The 15,749-nt window shown below is 54.9% G+C and carries 12 protein-coding genes and 1 tRNA gene; 6 read left to right on the forward strand and 7 right to left on the reverse strand.

Annotated elements, in window-relative coordinates; all coding sequences use genetic code 11:
* Window positions 1-169 precede the first annotated feature (169 nt).
* The 4 genes from GSQ80_RS14800 (at window position 170) to GSQ80_RS23925 (ending at window position 8,418) form a co-directional block, all read left to right on the forward strand.
* Window positions 170-3,877, forward strand: coding sequence for a carboxypeptidase-like regulatory domain-containing protein (locus GSQ80_RS14800; RefSeq protein ID WP_158788334.1), 3,708 nt, complete (start codon window positions 170-172; stop codon window positions 3,875-3,877).
* A 2,494-nt stretch (window positions 3,878-6,371) separates the two neighbouring features.
* Complete coding sequence (locus tag GSQ80_RS14805; protein ID WP_158788335.1) at window positions 6,372-6,647, forward strand: PqqD family protein; 276 nt, start codon at window positions 6,372-6,374, stop codon at window positions 6,645-6,647.
* Between the two features lie 638 nt (window positions 6,648-7,285).
* Complete coding sequence (locus GSQ80_RS23425) at window positions 7,286-8,026, forward strand: phosphotransferase (RefSeq protein ID WP_254059705.1); 741 nt, start codon at window positions 7,286-7,288, stop codon at window positions 8,024-8,026.
* Window positions 8,027-8,067: 41 nt separating this feature from the next.
* The gene (locus GSQ80_RS23925) at window positions 8,068-8,418 is read left to right on the forward strand and encodes a lasso peptide biosynthesis B2 protein (RefSeq protein ID WP_158788337.1); all 351 of its coding nucleotides are present in this window, start codon (window positions 8,068-8,070) and stop codon (window positions 8,416-8,418) included.
* On the opposite strand, the gene GSQ80_RS14820 is transcribed toward GSQ80_RS23925, so the two are convergent.
* Both GSQ80_RS14820 and GSQ80_RS14825 read right to left on the reverse strand, forming a co-directional pair.
* Window positions 8,398-8,748 (reverse strand): hypothetical protein, encoded by a 351-nt coding sequence (locus GSQ80_RS14820; protein WP_158788338.1) that lies wholly within the window; start codon window positions 8,746-8,748, stop codon window positions 8,398-8,400. The two genes, GSQ80_RS23925 and GSQ80_RS14820, sit on opposite strands and share 21 nt — an antisense overlap.
* A gap of 139 nt (window positions 8,749-8,887) precedes the next feature.
* The gene (locus GSQ80_RS14825) at window positions 8,888-9,898 is read right to left on the reverse strand and encodes a LysR family transcriptional regulator (RefSeq protein ID WP_158788339.1); all 1,011 of its coding nucleotides are present in this window, start codon (window positions 9,896-9,898) and stop codon (window positions 8,888-8,890) included.
* A 373-nt stretch (window positions 9,899-10,271) separates the two neighbouring features.
* On the opposite strand from GSQ80_RS14825, the gene GSQ80_RS23930 reads away from it, so the two are divergent.
* The gene (locus GSQ80_RS23930; RefSeq protein ID WP_158788340.1) at window positions 10,272-10,508 is read left to right on the forward strand and encodes a helix-turn-helix domain-containing protein; all 237 of its coding nucleotides are present in this window, start codon (window positions 10,272-10,274) and stop codon (window positions 10,506-10,508) included.
* A gap of 18 nt (window positions 10,509-10,526) precedes the next feature.
* Window positions 10,527-11,696: a site-specific integrase gene (locus GSQ80_RS14835; protein ID WP_158788341.1), complete on the forward strand. Its 1,170-nt coding sequence runs from the start codon at window positions 10,527-10,529 to the stop codon at window positions 11,694-11,696.
* 76 nt (window positions 11,697-11,772) lie between these two features.
* Here the strand turns inward: GSQ80_RS14835 and GSQ80_RS14840 are convergent.
* The 5 genes from GSQ80_RS14840 to GSQ80_RS14860 all read right to left on the reverse strand — a co-directional run bounded on the left by GSQ80_RS14840 (window position 11,773) and on the right by GSQ80_RS14860 (window position 15,746).
* Window positions 11,773-11,848: transfer RNA gene (locus GSQ80_RS14840), tRNA-Ala, on the reverse strand.
* 128 nt (window positions 11,849-11,976) lie between these two features.
* Window positions 11,977-12,615, reverse strand: a complete 639-nt coding sequence (locus GSQ80_RS14845) for a uracil-DNA glycosylase family protein (protein ID WP_371315719.1) — start codon at window positions 12,613-12,615, stop codon at window positions 11,977-11,979.
* A 266-nt stretch (window positions 12,616-12,881) separates the two neighbouring features.
* Window positions 12,882-13,283 (reverse strand): DNA-directed RNA polymerase subunit omega, encoded by a 402-nt coding sequence (rpoZ, locus tag GSQ80_RS23935; RefSeq protein WP_371315720.1) that lies wholly within the window; start codon window positions 13,281-13,283, stop codon window positions 12,882-12,884.
* The gene (gene gmk, locus GSQ80_RS14855; RefSeq protein WP_158788344.1) at window positions 13,174-13,851 is read right to left on the reverse strand and encodes a guanylate kinase; all 678 of its coding nucleotides are present in this window, start codon (window positions 13,849-13,851) and stop codon (window positions 13,174-13,176) included. Before gmk ends, rpoZ begins: the two co-directional genes overlap by 110 nt.
* Before the next feature lie 47 nt (window positions 13,852-13,898).
* The gene (locus GSQ80_RS14860) at window positions 13,899-15,746 is read right to left on the reverse strand and encodes an ABC transporter ATP-binding protein (RefSeq protein WP_158788345.1); all 1,848 of its coding nucleotides are present in this window, start codon (window positions 15,744-15,746) and stop codon (window positions 13,899-13,901) included.
* Between the last annotated feature and the right edge of the window lie 3 nt (window positions 15,747-15,749).

A 15,749-nucleotide genomic window follows, 5' to 3' on the forward strand; every position in this document is an offset into this window, starting at 1 on the left:
AAATTAGCCGCGATCAAATAAATCTTGACAATGGTCGTTTGTACTCTGTATACAGTTGCCCGTAAATCTTAATGACATCGTTGTCATTCCAAAAAACCAAAAGGGTTGTTCTACCGGGGAAGCAACGGACACCTATAGCGGACTCAGTTTTCTTACAGGAGGTTTCACAATGCAAGTCGTAACACCAATCGCTTCCGATCGTAAGCGAGTTCTAAAACTCCTCTGTATCGGTTTTGGAGCTTTGTTGGCAATGGCGTCTCCCAAGAAATCTGGCACGGCCGGCTTGCGGACCTTGCTTGTGTGCTTGTTGGTCGTCTTGTCTTTCCCAGTGACGAGAGCACAGACAACCGGTTCTGGCAGCATTCAGGGCACCGTCACCGACCCTTCGGGAGCCGTGATCCGCAATGCGTCGGTCACGCTGGTAGAGACATCGACCCAGGTTACGCGCACTGCCAAGACCAGTTCAGGCGGGGATTATGCATTCCCGAATATCAATGTCGGAACCTACTCGGTCACCATAACTGCGCCTGGCTTTGAAACGTATCTCTCGACGGGGAATGTTTTGGAGGTTGGCAGTAGTATCGCCGTCGATGCAAAGATGACCCTTGGCAGCGCCGATATCAAAGTCGAAGTTCGAAGCCAGGGCATGGCACTACAAACGGAAGACGCTTCGTTCAAGCAGACAGTGGACGCCACCGAGATCACGGAGATTCCGATCAACGGCCGCACCATGACTAGTCTGGTTTCACTGGTCGGGGGCACGCAGAGTGCCGTTCCCGGGGATGCCAACGGAAGTAAATACCCCACCCAGACGACCGGCTTCTCGATCGCAGGCGCGCAGGGAAATGCGATTACCTATCGACTCGATGGTGGTGACAACAACGACTACATGGGCGGCGGCAACGGCCCATTACCTTTCCCCGATGCGATTGGTCAGTTCAGCGTACAGACAGCGGCGATGGGCGCGCAAGATGGCAGCCAAGCTGGCGGCCTAATAAACATGGTTACCAAGTCGGGTACGAATACATACCATGGCTCAGCGTTTGAGTTCATGCGCAACAACTTTATTGACGCCACCAATTTCTTCTCCACATCCAAGGATACCCTGCACCAGAATCAGTACGGAGGAACCTTCGGCGGACCTGTGCGCATACCTAAGCTCTTCGACGGTCGCAACAAACTCTTTGTGTTCGCCGGTTTCCAACACACATATTCCCGTTCCTCCAGTGCGACGCAAAATGCCTATGAGCCCACAGCGGCTAACCTGGCCGGTGATTGGTCCACCACGGACCCAGCTCCCGTATCGTCGGGTGGAACTGGCGTCAAAAACGCCTGCGGACCAGTCGTGCAACTGTACGACCCGATCACTGGTCAGCTCCTGCCCGGCAACAAATACAATCAACCAGGTGGTCCCGCGCTTCCAGCGTGGAACGCATCGGCACTGGCGCTGCTCAAACAACTTCCTCCCATCAATCCGGCACTCGATCCGAACAATTGCGGTCACGTCTCCTACGCGATTCCAAGCATCAGTTCCGACAACGACTTCGATACTCGGGTCGATTACACCATCAGCAGCAAGAACAACATGTATGCCCGCTACTTCCTCGACAGCAATCAGGTTCCAACCTTCTACTCCCCCACTAATATTTACCTCACGACTCAATCTGGCAATCCCGAGATCCGGTGGCAGTCGATCACCATTGGTGAAACTTACATCTTCAGTTCCAGCCTTGTGAATACGGTTCACGTGACGGCGGTACGACGCCAACTCAGCCGAGGTTTCAATCCCGCAACCCCCAACGCGACCGCCTTCGGGATCAAAGACTTTCAGACTGTACCGAGCGGTATTTGGATCAATTGCGGAACATCGGGGGCAAATCACTGCAACACTATCGGCTCGGGTAGCAACCTGCTCGCCGTAATCAACGACAATATCCCGGTTGATATTGCGGACGATGTGACTTTGGTGCGTGGCAAGCACCAAATCGGATTCGGCGGTTCATACGTCCGGAACCAGCTCAATGTCAATAACGGATATGAGGCCAACGGTGACTTCACCTTCAATGGTAACTGGAGCGGACAGACCAAGCCCGGTGACGCCAACCTAGATTTTCTTCAAGGCGCTTTGAGTGGCTTCTCGCAAAGCAAGGCGCAGCAGAATGCGCTGCGGGGATCAATGCCTACGCTGTACGTGCAGGATACGTATCATCCAGTACCACGACTAACCCTGACGGGCGGCATTCGCTGGCTGCCGCTGTACTTTCCGCACGACTACTTCCATCGTGGAACGGTCTTCAACATGGCGGCGTTTCTGGCCGACCAGCACAGCACCGTGTATCCGAATGCTCCCGCCGGGACGTTTTACTATGGCGATCCAGGTGTTAAGCCTGCCTTCACGGGAAATACGCCCTTGGAATTCAATCCGAACTTCGCTCTTGCATACGATGTTTTTGGAGACGGCAAGACTATATTCCGCGCTGGCACAGCGTATGCCTATAATATGCCGAACTTCTTTGTCCAGCAGCGTGTGCAGCAAGATCCGCCTTTTTCGGCGCTCGTTTCGCCAAATACTGCTGCGGAGTTGTGCTTCAGTGATCCATGGTTGGTTGGGGGCACGGGGAATGCGGGATGTGGTCAAACGGGGGGCAACGACACATTCCCAGCATCCATTCTGCCAGGGACTCCGACTCCTGCAAACGCGGTCTTCTCCCAGCAGAGCCAATATATCGTGTTGCAACCTACCTACAAGATGCCCAATACCATGCAATGGACCGCCAGCATTCAACAGGCTTTTGCGCGGGGCTGGACAGTTCAGTTTTTCTACACCGGCAACCGTACACAGGATCAACTCGTCGGTATCCCACTTAACCCGGCAGTGTACACGCCCGGCGTATGGGGACCAGGTGGTACCGGTTGCGGACCTGTAGTTACAACCGGCCCCGCTGCAGTCGCGTCCCACACCGTCGGCGGCGGCGTAGTCGGTGCTCCTTGCTCGGTCAACGGTACCAACCAAAATACCAGCAAAGGCATTTACAACAACACTCAAGCACGTTACGCGCTCACTGAGGCCAACCCGACGCAGGGGAACTATTACAGTGGGGGCAGCGGTGGCTCACTCATTGAGTCCAACTCCGCGTATGGTAACTACAATGGCCTGACTGTGACCGTGCAGCATCGCTTCTCTTCAACGTTCAACTTCCAAACCAACTACACTTGGTCCAAGTGCCTTAACAACGCCGATCCTCAAGGTGACCTCAGCGGAACTCAATTCTCGAATCCCAATAATCCAGCGCTCGACTATGGTCGCTGTGGGTCAGATATTCGCCATAACTTCAACACCACCATTGTGGTTAAGAGCAATTTTCCGCTGAAAGGCATTAGTCGTTATATCCTAAATAACTGGGAACTGGGCGGCTTATTCCGCCTCGTTAGCGGCACGCCGTTCACGGTCACAGAAAACCAGGACGAATCGTTCACGGCCAATGGCGGTGACCGCCCCAATCTGGTTCCGGGGGTCCCGATCTACAACTACACGAAGATACTCTCCGATCCTGGGGGAGCTACCTATGCTACCCGCTCTTATTTGAATCAGGCTGCCTTCGTCTTAAACACCGTACCGGGAACCCAAGGAAACATCAGTAGAAACTCTTTCTCCAACCCAATCTATTTTCAGAACGACGCCCAGATTACGCGGATATTTCCACTTCACAGCAGACTCGATCTGTATCTTCGACTGGAAGCGTTCAACGTGCTTAACCACCCATCTTTTAGCAGTGGTAATAACAGTGGTCCTTCCTTTACGGGAAACTTCGGCGAGATCACAAGTACATCAGTTGGCGGCAGAGTCTTTCAAGGCGTTATCAAAGTACTCTTCTAGCTGGATCATCGCTGGATCAACAATTCACTTCAAAACAAATGCTCCGCCTGCGATAAGCTTGCGGAGCATTTCCTTCATCGAAGTTGATATCGACAATGAGGCAGCGTAGTTTTCGCTTCTATATTTACTTGTGGAGATGTTTTTGTGAACAGAACGGCATAGTAGCCGGTTGTTCACAAAAACGTCGACCTTTCCATTGATGCCTACGGATGTTTGCAGCAGAGCCTCAACTTGCGCGCGATTTATTCTCTCGCCGGACAAGGTGGTGAACGGATTTTGCTCAGGCTTGTCGGCGTTGTAATAAGACTTGTTGGGCGCGATCCAGTTCGAAGCGATGGCTTCCTACGCTATTGCTAGTTGGAGATTGCCTCGGCAGACTAATTCCTGGAGTTGGTTTTCGAGCTGGTCTTTCACTCGGGTATTCCAGGTAGACGAGTACGGGTGCCGTCCGGTGTCGCCCGGCAATGAGAGGCAATCTCTTCGCCAAGATTCTTGAAGGCAAGCAAGAGTGAGCGCCGGACGGGCCCTCCGACATCGGAGTGGTTGCATAGGCTCTGGGTGACATCGTTGCCATTTTCTAGGATCATATCTTCAGCGGGGCCGAGTTTGAGTGCGGCTGTCGCTCGGTGTCGCGCTTTCACCAGCCGACCCCGTCCTTACTGTCTCTCTGCGATTTTGCAACTCCCCGTTGAGTCGTCCTAGGAGAAGCCCTCGCTATGTATAGCCCTGTCGGCTCTGCAGACATCATTGCTCGGATTGAACATATCCGTGAGCTCCATCGGCAGATAGAGAGATCGAGGGATGGGAACCGACTCGCGCACGACCGACGCGAGCAGAAGATACGAGATTTCATCTCGAACCTAAGACGTGCGGGAAGTCGCCCGACGGCCAATATGGTACGAGGCCTCGAGGAAACCTGTTCTCTGACAACAGACGGTGCATATCGGCTTTTCGGCTACGAACTTGACGGCGTTCGAGAATTTGACCTTCTTCTCAACGGCGGCCGTACCCACGTCGTCGAATACTATGTATTCGATCGAGACCTGATGGTGGAGCTACCATTAGAACTTGCTCCCGCAGAAGCATTCCGGCGCAGCGCCATGCTCGACTCCTTGGTTCTGCGGTGGCAAGGCAATTTCCCTCTACGAGTGTTAAATGGGCCCATATGGCGTCGGTCCGGAACGTTTTACGTGCATGTGGGAACAGAGGACAGTTTGGGTTCCAGCATTCCGCCCGGAGCCACTGCACTTGTCGAGCCCATCGATCAAGAAGAGACACTCCGGCCGAATCCCCGCAACATCTATCTTCTCCAGTTTCCGAATGGGTATATTTGCAGCCGCTGCGTCGTGGCCGGAGGGAAGCTGCAGCTCTTGACGTCGGACCGATCCTATCTCGGTCGGCAGATCTTTTCCTATCCCATGTCCCTGCGCATTGTGGGACGCATCGGCGTGTTCGCGCTCGGACTACCAGCACCCGATTTTCCGTTCCAACGTCCAATTTCACACTTTGGCGGAAGCGCGAACCTGGTACTTCCGTGGGAAAACAGAACGCGTCACAACCTGTTCGCGACGAAGCACAGACGGTTTATCCGGCCACAGGAAGAGAAAGCGCACGTGGAAGAGCTCCTGCGGTTGATGTTGCATTCGAAAGTGAGTGATCGATCAAGACGGCGATATCGCCGCGAAACAGACTCGGAACCTCATATTGCGTCATTGATTCAGATGTCCATCGAGCACAACTCTCGATACAGTGACGCACTGACAGTAGGCGGATATCGGCTACGCGATTCGGGTCGATATTCTCTCGAAACGCTTCTCCGAGCCACGCATTACGAAGATCTGCCTTGGGTTCGTTCCGAACCGGCGCACCCCATTCCTCCAGAGGTATGGGAGGCAAGGCGGAAAGAGATCGTTGAGTGGCCGGCGCTGTTCTCACTGAAGTTCCCCCGACCGAGCTCGTGGAGCCATCGAGTCATTCGCATTGGAGAGGGAGACGACATTCGCGGCGTTAGCCCACCCATCCGTTCCGGGTCTTGGGTGCTGACGGAAGAACTCTCAACTGTGCCCGACACCCGAAGTGACGCCAGTAAACACGGTTGGTCCCGTCCGCTCTATGTTTTCTCGAAAGGACTGAATATGGTCTTTGGGCACCTGGAACGTGATGGAAGCAATTTCGCATTGCTGAACGACCCTGGTTCGCAATCCACAAAGTTCGTGTTTTCTCAGAGCGAGCTTCCCAACCTCCGTCGCATCTGCGGAGTTATTGCTCCCGTTTGACAACCCCGTCGTCGAATCAGGCCTCAAGATAGTTTGGCCAAACGAACGCTTCGTCTGCACAGCATAGAGAGCAATTCAGATTGCTAAGCCTCGCAGATGCAGGAGCGAAGTAAGTTTGGCCAGCAGCCCTGTTTCCGCTTGCATCCGAACGGCGACAAGACCATGCTCACTTCCACCGACCTTCGAGCCCGAATGGTTCGGTACCCGGGAGTACATGTATGGCCGATGGCAACGCTCAGCTGAAGACCATCGTCAATCAGGACGGAGCAGCAATCCTCGACGCGATGAGGGGCACGATCTCCACGCTGAATTCAACTGGGGCATACATCTGGCGCGCACTGGAGGTTGGCGAGGCGGTGGAAGACATCGTCGCCACGCTTGGACGAGAGACGGGGGAACGCCCAGACACCATCCGGCTTGATGTAGACAATTTCATCGCGGCGTTGCGAGAACACAACTTATTGCCGCAGTTGAAAGAGGGGAAACGCGCATGACTCACGTCTTGACTCCTGATGCAGTCACCTTTCGCGTTCTTGTGGTCGTCCCTTCATCACACAAGGTCTTGGTGCAAGAGGATGGTGGTCCACTTTGTGTCTTGCGGGTTTCCATAGCGCCGAGAGGCCGTCTTGCGCAAGAGCTGCGGCGCGAACTGGGTCGATTGTGGGACGCAGACGTTTTCATCCTGGACTTCCTACAGAGTGGTGAAGATCGCAGCCCGCTTGTCGTCGCGGAACTTCTGCCAAGAACGATTCCAGCCGAGCTCCCGACCGCGTATCTGGATCAGATCCCCGAGGATGAAGTCTCCGAGCTTGAACGCGCACTATTTTTTCGCATGCTCGGCCGTGACGCAAACTGCCCTGTCTCCCGTATCGGATGGAGAAACGAAGCCGTCGCCTGGGCGGAGGACGTAACAGGCGGTCGACTTCATGCCGAAGCAGCAGTCGAGCAACACAATGCTGGCGGTCTGTTCACGTTGCTTCATCTTCGTATGGAAGATGGACAAAGTTACTGGCTGAAGGCGACGGGTGAGCCAAACATTCACGAACGGGAGATCACACGGCTATTGTCCACGTTGTGCCCTCGCTCTCTTCCCCACATCGTCGCAGAAATGCCCGCATGGAACGCATGGTTGATGAAGGGAGACGGCTGTTCCCTTCCCGCGTTGCCGACGGAACCGAAGCGTTTGGTGCAACTACTACGGCGGGCCGTCGAATCGCTGGCAGAACTTCAACTCGCGTCCATCGGCGCGGAGTCTGAGTTGTTCGCTGCGGGTGCTTTCGATCAACGGCCGCATGTCCTCCGAGCGAATCTGGATGGGCTTTTTGCTTATCTTGGCGAGGCCATGTTGCTTCAGAGCTCGACCAAAGTGCCGCGTATTGGCGCGGGCAGGCTGCAAGAGATTCGAGAGTTTCTGAGCAGAGCGCTTGATCACGCGGAGCGCCTTGGCATTCCGTCGACGATCGTGCACGGCGATATGAATCTGGGCAATCTTGTATTTACAGAGGATAGTTGTCACCTCATCGACTGGTCCGAAGGTTACATTGGGCATCCACTCGTGACATTTCAACACCTTCTCCTTCTCAACCCGGTAGAGAACCCGCAAGACAAAGCTTCTGTCGAGAACGCCTTGAAGGAGATTTACCAGACCGCCTTGTACTCGGTGTGTGATTTCCGCCAGATAGAAGAAGGTTTCTCTTGCATGGCGCTCCTAGCTGCCTTCTCAACGCTCTACGGACGAGGTGACTGGCAGCACAGAGATCCCGGAAATGATCCGCAGTGGCAACGATATGCGCGCTCTATCACTCGGTATATGGACCGGTACGCTCGCGATCCGTGCCTGCTGGAATCGCTTGGCGTTCGATCTAACGGCTAATCAGACGGCCTTCTGTTCGAGGACCGGGAGAGTACGCGGCGATGAGACAAGTAACGGTTCGATATATTCTCGCAGGCTGGTTGTTGCTGCTATACCTTGACTGGCTCATGCGCTTCGCTGGCTTCACAAGCGTCTATGAAGCTGTTCGTCGGCAAACCCTCAGGAGAGAATCGGAGACCTACGCAGGTGACGGTGTCCTGTCTCATGCAGTGGATCTCGCCTGCGTCTTCTACCCCAAACGCGTGCTATGTCTCCAGCGTTCTGCCGCGCTGGCGGTTCTCTTACGACGTAACGGCAGGGCTGCGGAGATGATCATCGGAGCGCAGCTGCTTCCCTTCCTCTCTCCTCGCTTGGCCATGTCGATGCACCTCTTACATCGACTGCCCGGTTAGGCTGCCTATCCATCCGGCTCCCCAACCGAGAACTCCGGCACCGAAAAGAGCGCCGAAAAGTCCTGGTATAGCATCCTGGAAACGACCGCTCATCATGCGAATTCCAGCGAAGATTAACCCGCCAAAACAGATAATCGCACCGGCGTATATGGCGAAAGTTTTGAAGGTTGACATCAGCGTTTGCGCTCCGGAGAAGTCCATCGTTCCCTGCGCGTTTGCAACCGCGGAGAGAGAAATGGCCAGGAGAACGGGCGCGATGGCGCGCGCATGATGAAGGATTGGATTGCGTTGTATCCAACGACGAAGCTTGAAACGGGGTCTACGAGACATTGGCACCTCCATCGGCTGGGGTCAGCCGAGATATGCCGTGATCATGGGGCCGCTCGGGGCCGCTGTCTAATACTTCTTATTTATCGGGTGATAGTTGGCAATTATCGGCGTCGCATAAGACTTGGCCGTTCAAAGACTTCTAGCCAAGGAGGCGCAATTGAATCGGTCCTTCTTCAGTCGTTGAAACGCTGGCGTTCGGTCGTTTCATCGCGGTTCTGCCCGCGGTCAAAGCAATCTCACTGTCATTTTGCGAAATTTCCCTGCCGAACTGTTTCTTGAATTGGCGGACAAGGATTGGGATCGTCTTTGGATGTCGTTGCTTGTGATAAATCAGGGCAGTGTCGATAGTCCAATCAATGCCGACAACCGGACGCGTCGTCAACTGATCATCCAACGTCATGCCTTCGCGGATCAGAGCCACACCAAACCCGTCTCGGACGAGAGCCTGCATTTCGGACGGATGCGAAGCCCTTGAGTAATCCCGAATGTGGACGCCGACGGAGCTCAGCCGCTCCACCAAACGGTCATGCGCATCCGGATGTTTCTGCGGGTGATAGAAGATCCTCAGGTGCTCCTCCAGATCTCCGACGACGAGGGCGGCTTTGTTTGCGAGCGGACTATCTTTGCGCATGCAAACAACAAGTCGATCGCGCCGAAGTTCTTCTACATGGATGTCGGGATGCTCCAAGGGTAGGGTTACGAGAGCAATATCCACGACTCCCGCTTGAACCTCCTCGATGAGCTGGTGCACGTCGCCATGCGTGGGACGGACACCAGCTGACGGCACAAGTCTCTTGTGCATGGAGCAGAGTTCGCGAAAGAGCTCTTGATCGACAAGCGAACTCGAACCGGAACAGATCGACACAATCTCTCCACGTTCGATCGCCACGATCGCGTCAATGACCTCGTTTCTTACCTCCAGCACATAGCGCGCAAGGCCTATGAATGCGTCACCAGATTCGGTTGGACGAATGTGCCCTCTCTTCGTCTTGCGAAACAAACGCACGCCGGCGTTGTCCTGGAACTGCCGTGCCTGCACCGAGAGGTTGGGTTGGGAAGTGTGAAGTTCTTCTGCGGCCGCGCGAAGTCCGCGCTTTTCGAGAATAGCCAGGAGATAGCGAAAGTGACGAAACTCTGCCCAGTCGTACATGCCACGTCCTTTCGAAACGGAACTGTACGTCAATCACAACAAATGACTTCCTTTTTAGATCGTCACAAGAAGGGATGGGAACTGCAACTGGAATGGAACGCCTCGGCCAAGAATACTTCGCGCTGTCCACAGTGGTACTGAGGGGATCATCTTCACAGTGGTGGATAAAGGAGTTCGTCGACCCCGATAACTGGCAGCTATCACCCGATAGATAGGAAGTATTGGACATGCTGCGTAGAACGGAACAGGCTCGAGCATGAGTCTCTCGATGCACGGAGCGCGCCAAGAGGCATCAAGAATTGCACTGCACGCCATCGGCATTGATGCGATCTTTCTGCGTTCTGATCGAACAGATTAAAGCGAAGGAGCTGCGATGTCTTCAACATGGACCAACCCAACACCCGTTGAGCCAGTTCTTACCGAAACCTTCCTCACGGCGAAGGAGGCGGCACATATCGCGAGGTTGCACCCTGTAACTCTGTTGCGATGGGCGAGAGAAGGAAGGGTTCCACATCGTCGTCTGAGTTCCCGCAAGATCGTTTTTCCACGGGCCCAACTCGTAGCGTGGCTGGAATCCGGCTACACTGGCAGCACCGTTCGTGCCGCCTAACCCGAAAAGGATAGGTGCATGAAAATGATCCATAAGCGAAGCCGATATCAGGCTGGATGTTTGACAATTGAAAAGAGACGGACAGGAGCCGAGGTATACACCTTTCGCTGGCGAGAGCCAGCAGCAAACGGCGGAACAACGCAACGTAGAGTCGTACTCGGCTCGGTTAAAGAGCTGAGCAAGGCACAGGCGAGAAAGAAGGCCGATGAGTACCGGCAGCATGCAAACGCTGCGCCGCCGGTCGAATCTAAACCCTCCATCACCGTCGCGGAACTTGTGGAGCATTACAAGGAGCGAGAACTCGGCGAAAGCGCAGATAAAGCTGTCAAGGTTATCAAAGCCTACAAATATATCTTCGCGAATTACGTCATCCCCAAATGGGGCGCAGTTCCGCTGGTAGAGGTAAAGCCAGTCGCGGTCGAAGATTGGCTGAAGTCGCTCAAAAAAGCGAACGGGACGCGGGCCAAGATTCGGGAAGTGTTCGGCGCAGCTTTTCGCCACGGCATGCGCTACGAACTTTACGCAACCAACCCTATCGCCCATGTACGCCAGGCACGCAAGAGAGGTGCAGAACCAACAATCCTAGAACCCGAGGAGTTGGCAGCCATTCTGCACGAACTTGAGGGTGTCGAGCCGGTTCGGACAGCATTTCTGATCGGAGCGATCATGGGGATGAGACGAGGCGAGATTTTCGGCCTCAAATGGGCCGACATCGATTCCGGACGTGCGATTCTGCATGTCCGGCGATCCTTCGTCGACGGCGTGGAGGGTCAGCCCAAAACGGACTCGTCCCGCCGCCCGCTTCCGCTTCCACCACAAGCCTTGGAAGCTCTTATGGCCTGGAAGACGCAGTCGTCCTACGCTACCCCAGGTGATTGGGTGTTTGCGTCTGACCTGTCCTTCGGCAAACAGCCCCTGTGGCCAGGCACTCTATGGCGCAGAAACGTCGCTCCAGCCGTCCTTCGAGCTGAGATCAACAAACCGAAGCTGGGATGGCATACGCTGAGGCGCACGTATGCGTCCCTGCTCCTGGCGACAGGGGCAAGCCTCAGAGTGAGCATGGAGCTCATGCGGCACTCCACAGCGGAGATGACGCTGGCTACGTACGCTCAGGCTGTAGGGGATGAAAAGAGGGGCGCTGGAGAAAGAGTCGCTTCTGTGGTGCTTCCCAAGGGAAAAGTCGCTTAGTGTTCCTTTATTGTTCCTTCGTTGCTTTGGGCTTGCTTATTGTTCCCTTGGATTCAGTCTAACTATTTGATTTGATTGGTGGAGCTGAGCGGGATCGAACCGCTGACCTCCTCGTTGCGAACGAGGCGCTCTCCCAGCTGAGCTACAGCCCCACACCAGAGATCGTGACAACAGATCCATTTGGATTTTGCCACCCGGTTAGTTTAGCAGGGCATGACCCTGATAACCAAGTCGGAACTTCAATTCGAGCGCGCAGTCAGCACTCCGTTCATAACGGCGATCACGGCCGTTTCGGAGCTACCAGGTGCATCTCTGCCATCACCCGCTGCAGATCCTTCCAGGCCTCAGCTTTCTGCCGAGGATCCCGAAGTAAGAAAGCAGGATGATAGGTGACGGCAACCTTGGCACCACGGACCGAATGCCACTGCCCCCGCAACGAAGCCAGCGATTGCTTCACCCCAAGCAGATAGGTCGCAGCCGTAGCCCCGAGCGCAACAATCACCTCAGGATGCACGATATCGATCTGCCGGACTAAGAATTGCGAGCACGTGGTTGCTTCTATAAACTCCGGCGTTCTATTTCCCGGAGGACGGCATTTAACAATATTTGCGATGTAGACCTCTTCTCGCTTCAGGCCCATCGCCGCAATCATATTGTTCAATAGCTGGCCAGCCTTTCCCACGAACGGAAGGCCGCTGGCATCTTCGTCTGCACCTGGGCCTTCGCCAACGAACATAAGCCGAGCGTTGGAATCTCCATCTCCGAAGACGATCGTCTTGCGCCCGGCATAAGCAAGAGGGCAGCGCGTGCAATCGCCGATCTCCGCCCGAAGCGATTCCAGCGCCGCTAACCGATCAGCAGCAGGAACAGTACGCGTGGGCAGAGGCGCGAAAGCATCCAATGAGGGTGGTTTAGCCATCGGTGAGGGAAATTCTGATGATATATCGGGAGGGTCCAGAGGGGACGCAGCAGCAAAATGCGGCGCTGGCTCTGCAACATGTGAAGGTACATACCGCGGTTCGGCTATCTCTGATTGCGCAGTTGCGGAAGGCTTCTCTCGCAATCCCTCCGGAAACGAAACCGTCGGATGATCCCGGTAGAAAAGATCATAGACACCCATATCACGCAGGTACTCGACATACGCGCCGAGTTGTCGTTCGAGGTCTACCTCAATCATCTCCGCAATCACGCCGGTGACTGAAGTTTGGCTGACACGGTATACGTGACTTTGCCTACCCGGATCTCATCCTGTGCAACGCGGCAAGCCTTGATTGAGTTCGAAACTCCAAGGGGCGGTGCACCGGATTGCAGCTGGCGAGCACGGCGAGCTGCACCCTTCACAAGACTGTATTTATTTTGGAGCGGTTCCTTGTCTGCCATCGACGAACCTCCGGGGAGATGATTTATCTTAGCGCCGAATAAAGGAACGGAACGACACACCAGGTGGAAATCTCGACACTTTCTATTTCTGTCCAAATTAAACCTCAGCGGCGGAGATACCAAAGCTTGCAAGTGCCGCCTCCAGTCGCGCGGACCGAGCCCCCGTGATGCACCGGGCAGCGAGATCTCCTTCTGCCGGCGTCGCATCGCCGCGCGATGTAAGTACGATGGCCCGCATCTCTGATGCGGCTTGGTCCAGTGCATCATTAACCAGAGCATACCGATAGTCATCGATCATCCGTAACTCAGTTCGCGCTTCAGCAAGTCGCCCCTCAATGATCGACTCGTTGGCAACTCCCTCTGCCTGACTCCGGTTGCGCAGACGTCGCTCCAGCACCTCTGGGCTTGGTGGCAGGATGAAGATCGAGACCGCCGCTGGCAGCTCCGCCATTACCTGAAGTGCGCCTTGAACATCGATGTCAAGAAGCAGGTCGGTGCCATGGTCACGCGCAAGATCGAGCGCAACCATCGCTGTTCCGTAGTAATTTCCAAAAACCTCGGCCCACTCGAGAAATTCACCCGCAGCGATCATTTGCTCGAAGCGACTTCGATCGATGAAGTGATATTCTCGACCGTCCTCTTCAGAGCCACGCGGTTTACGAGTAGTGTAAGAGACCGAAAAATCTAAACCGGAAACAAGGCGTCGCACCTCATTAACGAGAGTCGATTTGCCCGATCCGCTCGGTGCCGAAATGATGAACAGAATACCAGCCATATACCTTGTTGTTTTCTGTAGTGTAACCCGTGCATGGCCCCCTTGCGCTAAGCGGTTCCTTCACCGGCCTCACTGAGCACCAAGTCTCCCTCTCCGAATTGCAAATGGTACAACCGACTGTACGTGCGGCCTTGCGCGAGCAGTTCGTCATGTGAGCCAAGCTCAGTGATGCTGCCATCTTCGATCACAGCGATACGGTCCGCGCTGCGAACCGTTGAAAGCCGGTGAGCAATCACCAGCACAGTGCGACCCTGCATGAGATTTCCGAGCGCAGCCTGCACAGCTGCTTCGCTTTCCGCATCGAGCGACGACGTTGCTTCATCGAGAATCAGGATCGGGGCGTCCTTCAGCAACGCTCGGGCGATTGCAAGCCGCTGGCGCTCCCCACCGGAAAGGCGTGCGCCCCGCTCACCGATGACCGTGTCATACCCATGCGGCAGACGCTCAATGAAATCATGCGCCAGCGCGGCCTGCGCAGCCGAAATGATGCGCGCCATGGGGACGTCGGGCTGGCCGTAAGCGATATTGTTACGCACAGTGTCGTTGAACAGGACTGTCTCCTGCGTAACCTTACCTATCTGCTTCCGAAGCGAGACCAGCGTGAGATCGCGAACATCGTGATCGTCCAGGTAAATAGCGCCACCCGTAACGTCGAAAAACCGTGGAAGCAAATTCACGAGCGTGGATTTTCCTGCGCCGCTTGGGCCAACGAGAGCAACCACCTCGCCGCGGCGGACGGTAAGAGAGACGCCATGCAGAATTTCTTTGGATTCTCCGTCGCGCTCGTAACCGAATCGGACGTTGCGAAATTCAATGAGGCCCCCGAAGCCCTTCAGCGTGATTGCCTTTTTTCGTTCCAACACTTCGTCCTGCGCATCGATGAATTTGAAAATATCGACACTTGCACCGACGGCCTGTTGAAAGGCGTTGTAGTATGTAGGCATCTTGCGAACCGGATCATAAAGGGCGATCACCGCAATTAGAAACGTAATGAAATTCTCCTCTTTGCCACCATGCAAGACGAATTGCCGCCCATAGAAGAGCAGCAAAGCGATAGCGACAGCTCCCAGTGCATCCATGAGAGGAGATGAGACCGATTGCACTGCTACAGATCGCATGTTAGCGGTGAGCAGTCGGTCCGCCGCCCGGCGAAACCGGTTCATCTCCCAGTTTTCCATGCCAAACGCCTTGACGATGCCATTGCCCGTGATCGTCTCCTGCACAATGTTCTGGATTTCGGCAAGCTTGTCTTGTCCGCGGCGGGTAGTTTTCCGGACGCTGCGTCCAACACGGCGTGTCGACAGGACAACGATCGGAACAAAAATCAACAGTACCCAGGACAGGCTGCCCCCCACAACAATGACTGCACCGATCATGAAGATGAGCGTGAAAACCTGCTGAAGAAAATCGCTCATCACCGTAGCCATTGCGGACTGAACACGCTCTACGTCGTTGATGAGAGTAGAGATTAATGTGCCGGATGTGTGACGTTGGAAGAAAGCGGTCGAGCGCTTCAGAAGAGAGTCATAAAGGTCATTCCGCAGATCGGTGATCATGCCAAAGCCGGCTTTATTGGCCAGCAGGGTGCCAACGTAGTCGCTCAAGTTTTTGATGATGGCCGAAGCCACAAGAGCGATCGCAACAACCGTCCAGGCGTTGTGAAAGTGACGTGGTATGAGGACCTGTAAATCGAGGTGAAGATGCGTGCCAGGAATGTTGAAGTTTAGGACCCGGTCGGGTGATGCAGCGGCGCTCAAAACATTGCCGATGATTGGCTTGATCAGCAGAATGCGAAAGGCCGCTAACGCCCCGACCACGCCCATCAGAAGTACCGAGACGCCCCAGAGAAGGACATACGGCCGCATGTACCCGAGGAGGCGCAGGACGAGCTTCATACT

The organism is Granulicella sp. L46 (assembly GCF_009765785.1).
Classification (GTDB): Bacteria; Acidobacteriota; Terriglobia; order Terriglobales; family Acidobacteriaceae; genus Granulicella.

Excerpts from the sequence above, each read along its gene's own strand:
- GSQ80_RS14800 (WP_158788334.1), top strand. The coding sequence starts at position 170 with ATGCAAGTCGTAACACCAATCGCTTCCGATCGTAAGCGAGTTCTAAAA.
- GSQ80_RS14805 (WP_158788335.1), top strand. The coding sequence starts at position 6,372 with ATGGCCGATGGCAACGCTCAGCTGAAGACCATCGTCAATCAGGACGGA.
- GSQ80_RS23425 (WP_254059705.1), top strand. The coding sequence starts at position 7,286 with ATGAAGGGAGACGGCTGTTCCCTTCCCGCGTTGCCGACGGAACCGAAG.
- GSQ80_RS23925 (WP_158788337.1), top strand. The coding sequence starts at position 8,068 with ATGAGACAAGTAACGGTTCGATATATTCTCGCAGGCTGGTTGTTGCTG.
- GSQ80_RS14820 (WP_158788338.1), bottom strand. The coding sequence starts at position 8,748 with ATGTCTCGTAGACCCCGTTTCAAGCTTCGTCGTTGGATACAACGCAAT.
- GSQ80_RS14825 (WP_158788339.1), bottom strand. The coding sequence starts at position 9,898 with ATGTACGACTGGGCAGAGTTTCGTCACTTTCGCTATCTCCTGGCTATT.
- GSQ80_RS23930 (WP_158788340.1), top strand. The coding sequence starts at position 10,272 with ATGTCTTCAACATGGACCAACCCAACACCCGTTGAGCCAGTTCTTACC.
- GSQ80_RS14835 (WP_158788341.1), top strand. The coding sequence starts at position 10,527 with ATGAAAATGATCCATAAGCGAAGCCGATATCAGGCTGGATGTTTGACA.
- GSQ80_RS14845 (WP_371315719.1), bottom strand. The coding sequence starts at position 12,615 with ATGGCTAAACCACCCTCATTGGATGCTTTCGCGCCTCTGCCCACGCGT.
- rpoZ (WP_371315720.1), bottom strand. The coding sequence starts at position 13,283 with ATGCGACGCCGGCAGAAGGAGATCTCGCTGCCCGGTGCATCACGGGGG.
- gmk (WP_158788344.1), bottom strand. The coding sequence starts at position 13,851 with ATGGCTGGTATTCTGTTCATCATTTCGGCACCGAGCGGATCGGGCAAA.
- GSQ80_RS14860 (WP_158788345.1), bottom strand. The coding sequence starts at position 15,746 with ATGAAGCTCGTCCTGCGCCTCCTCGGGTACATGCGGCCGTATGTCCTT.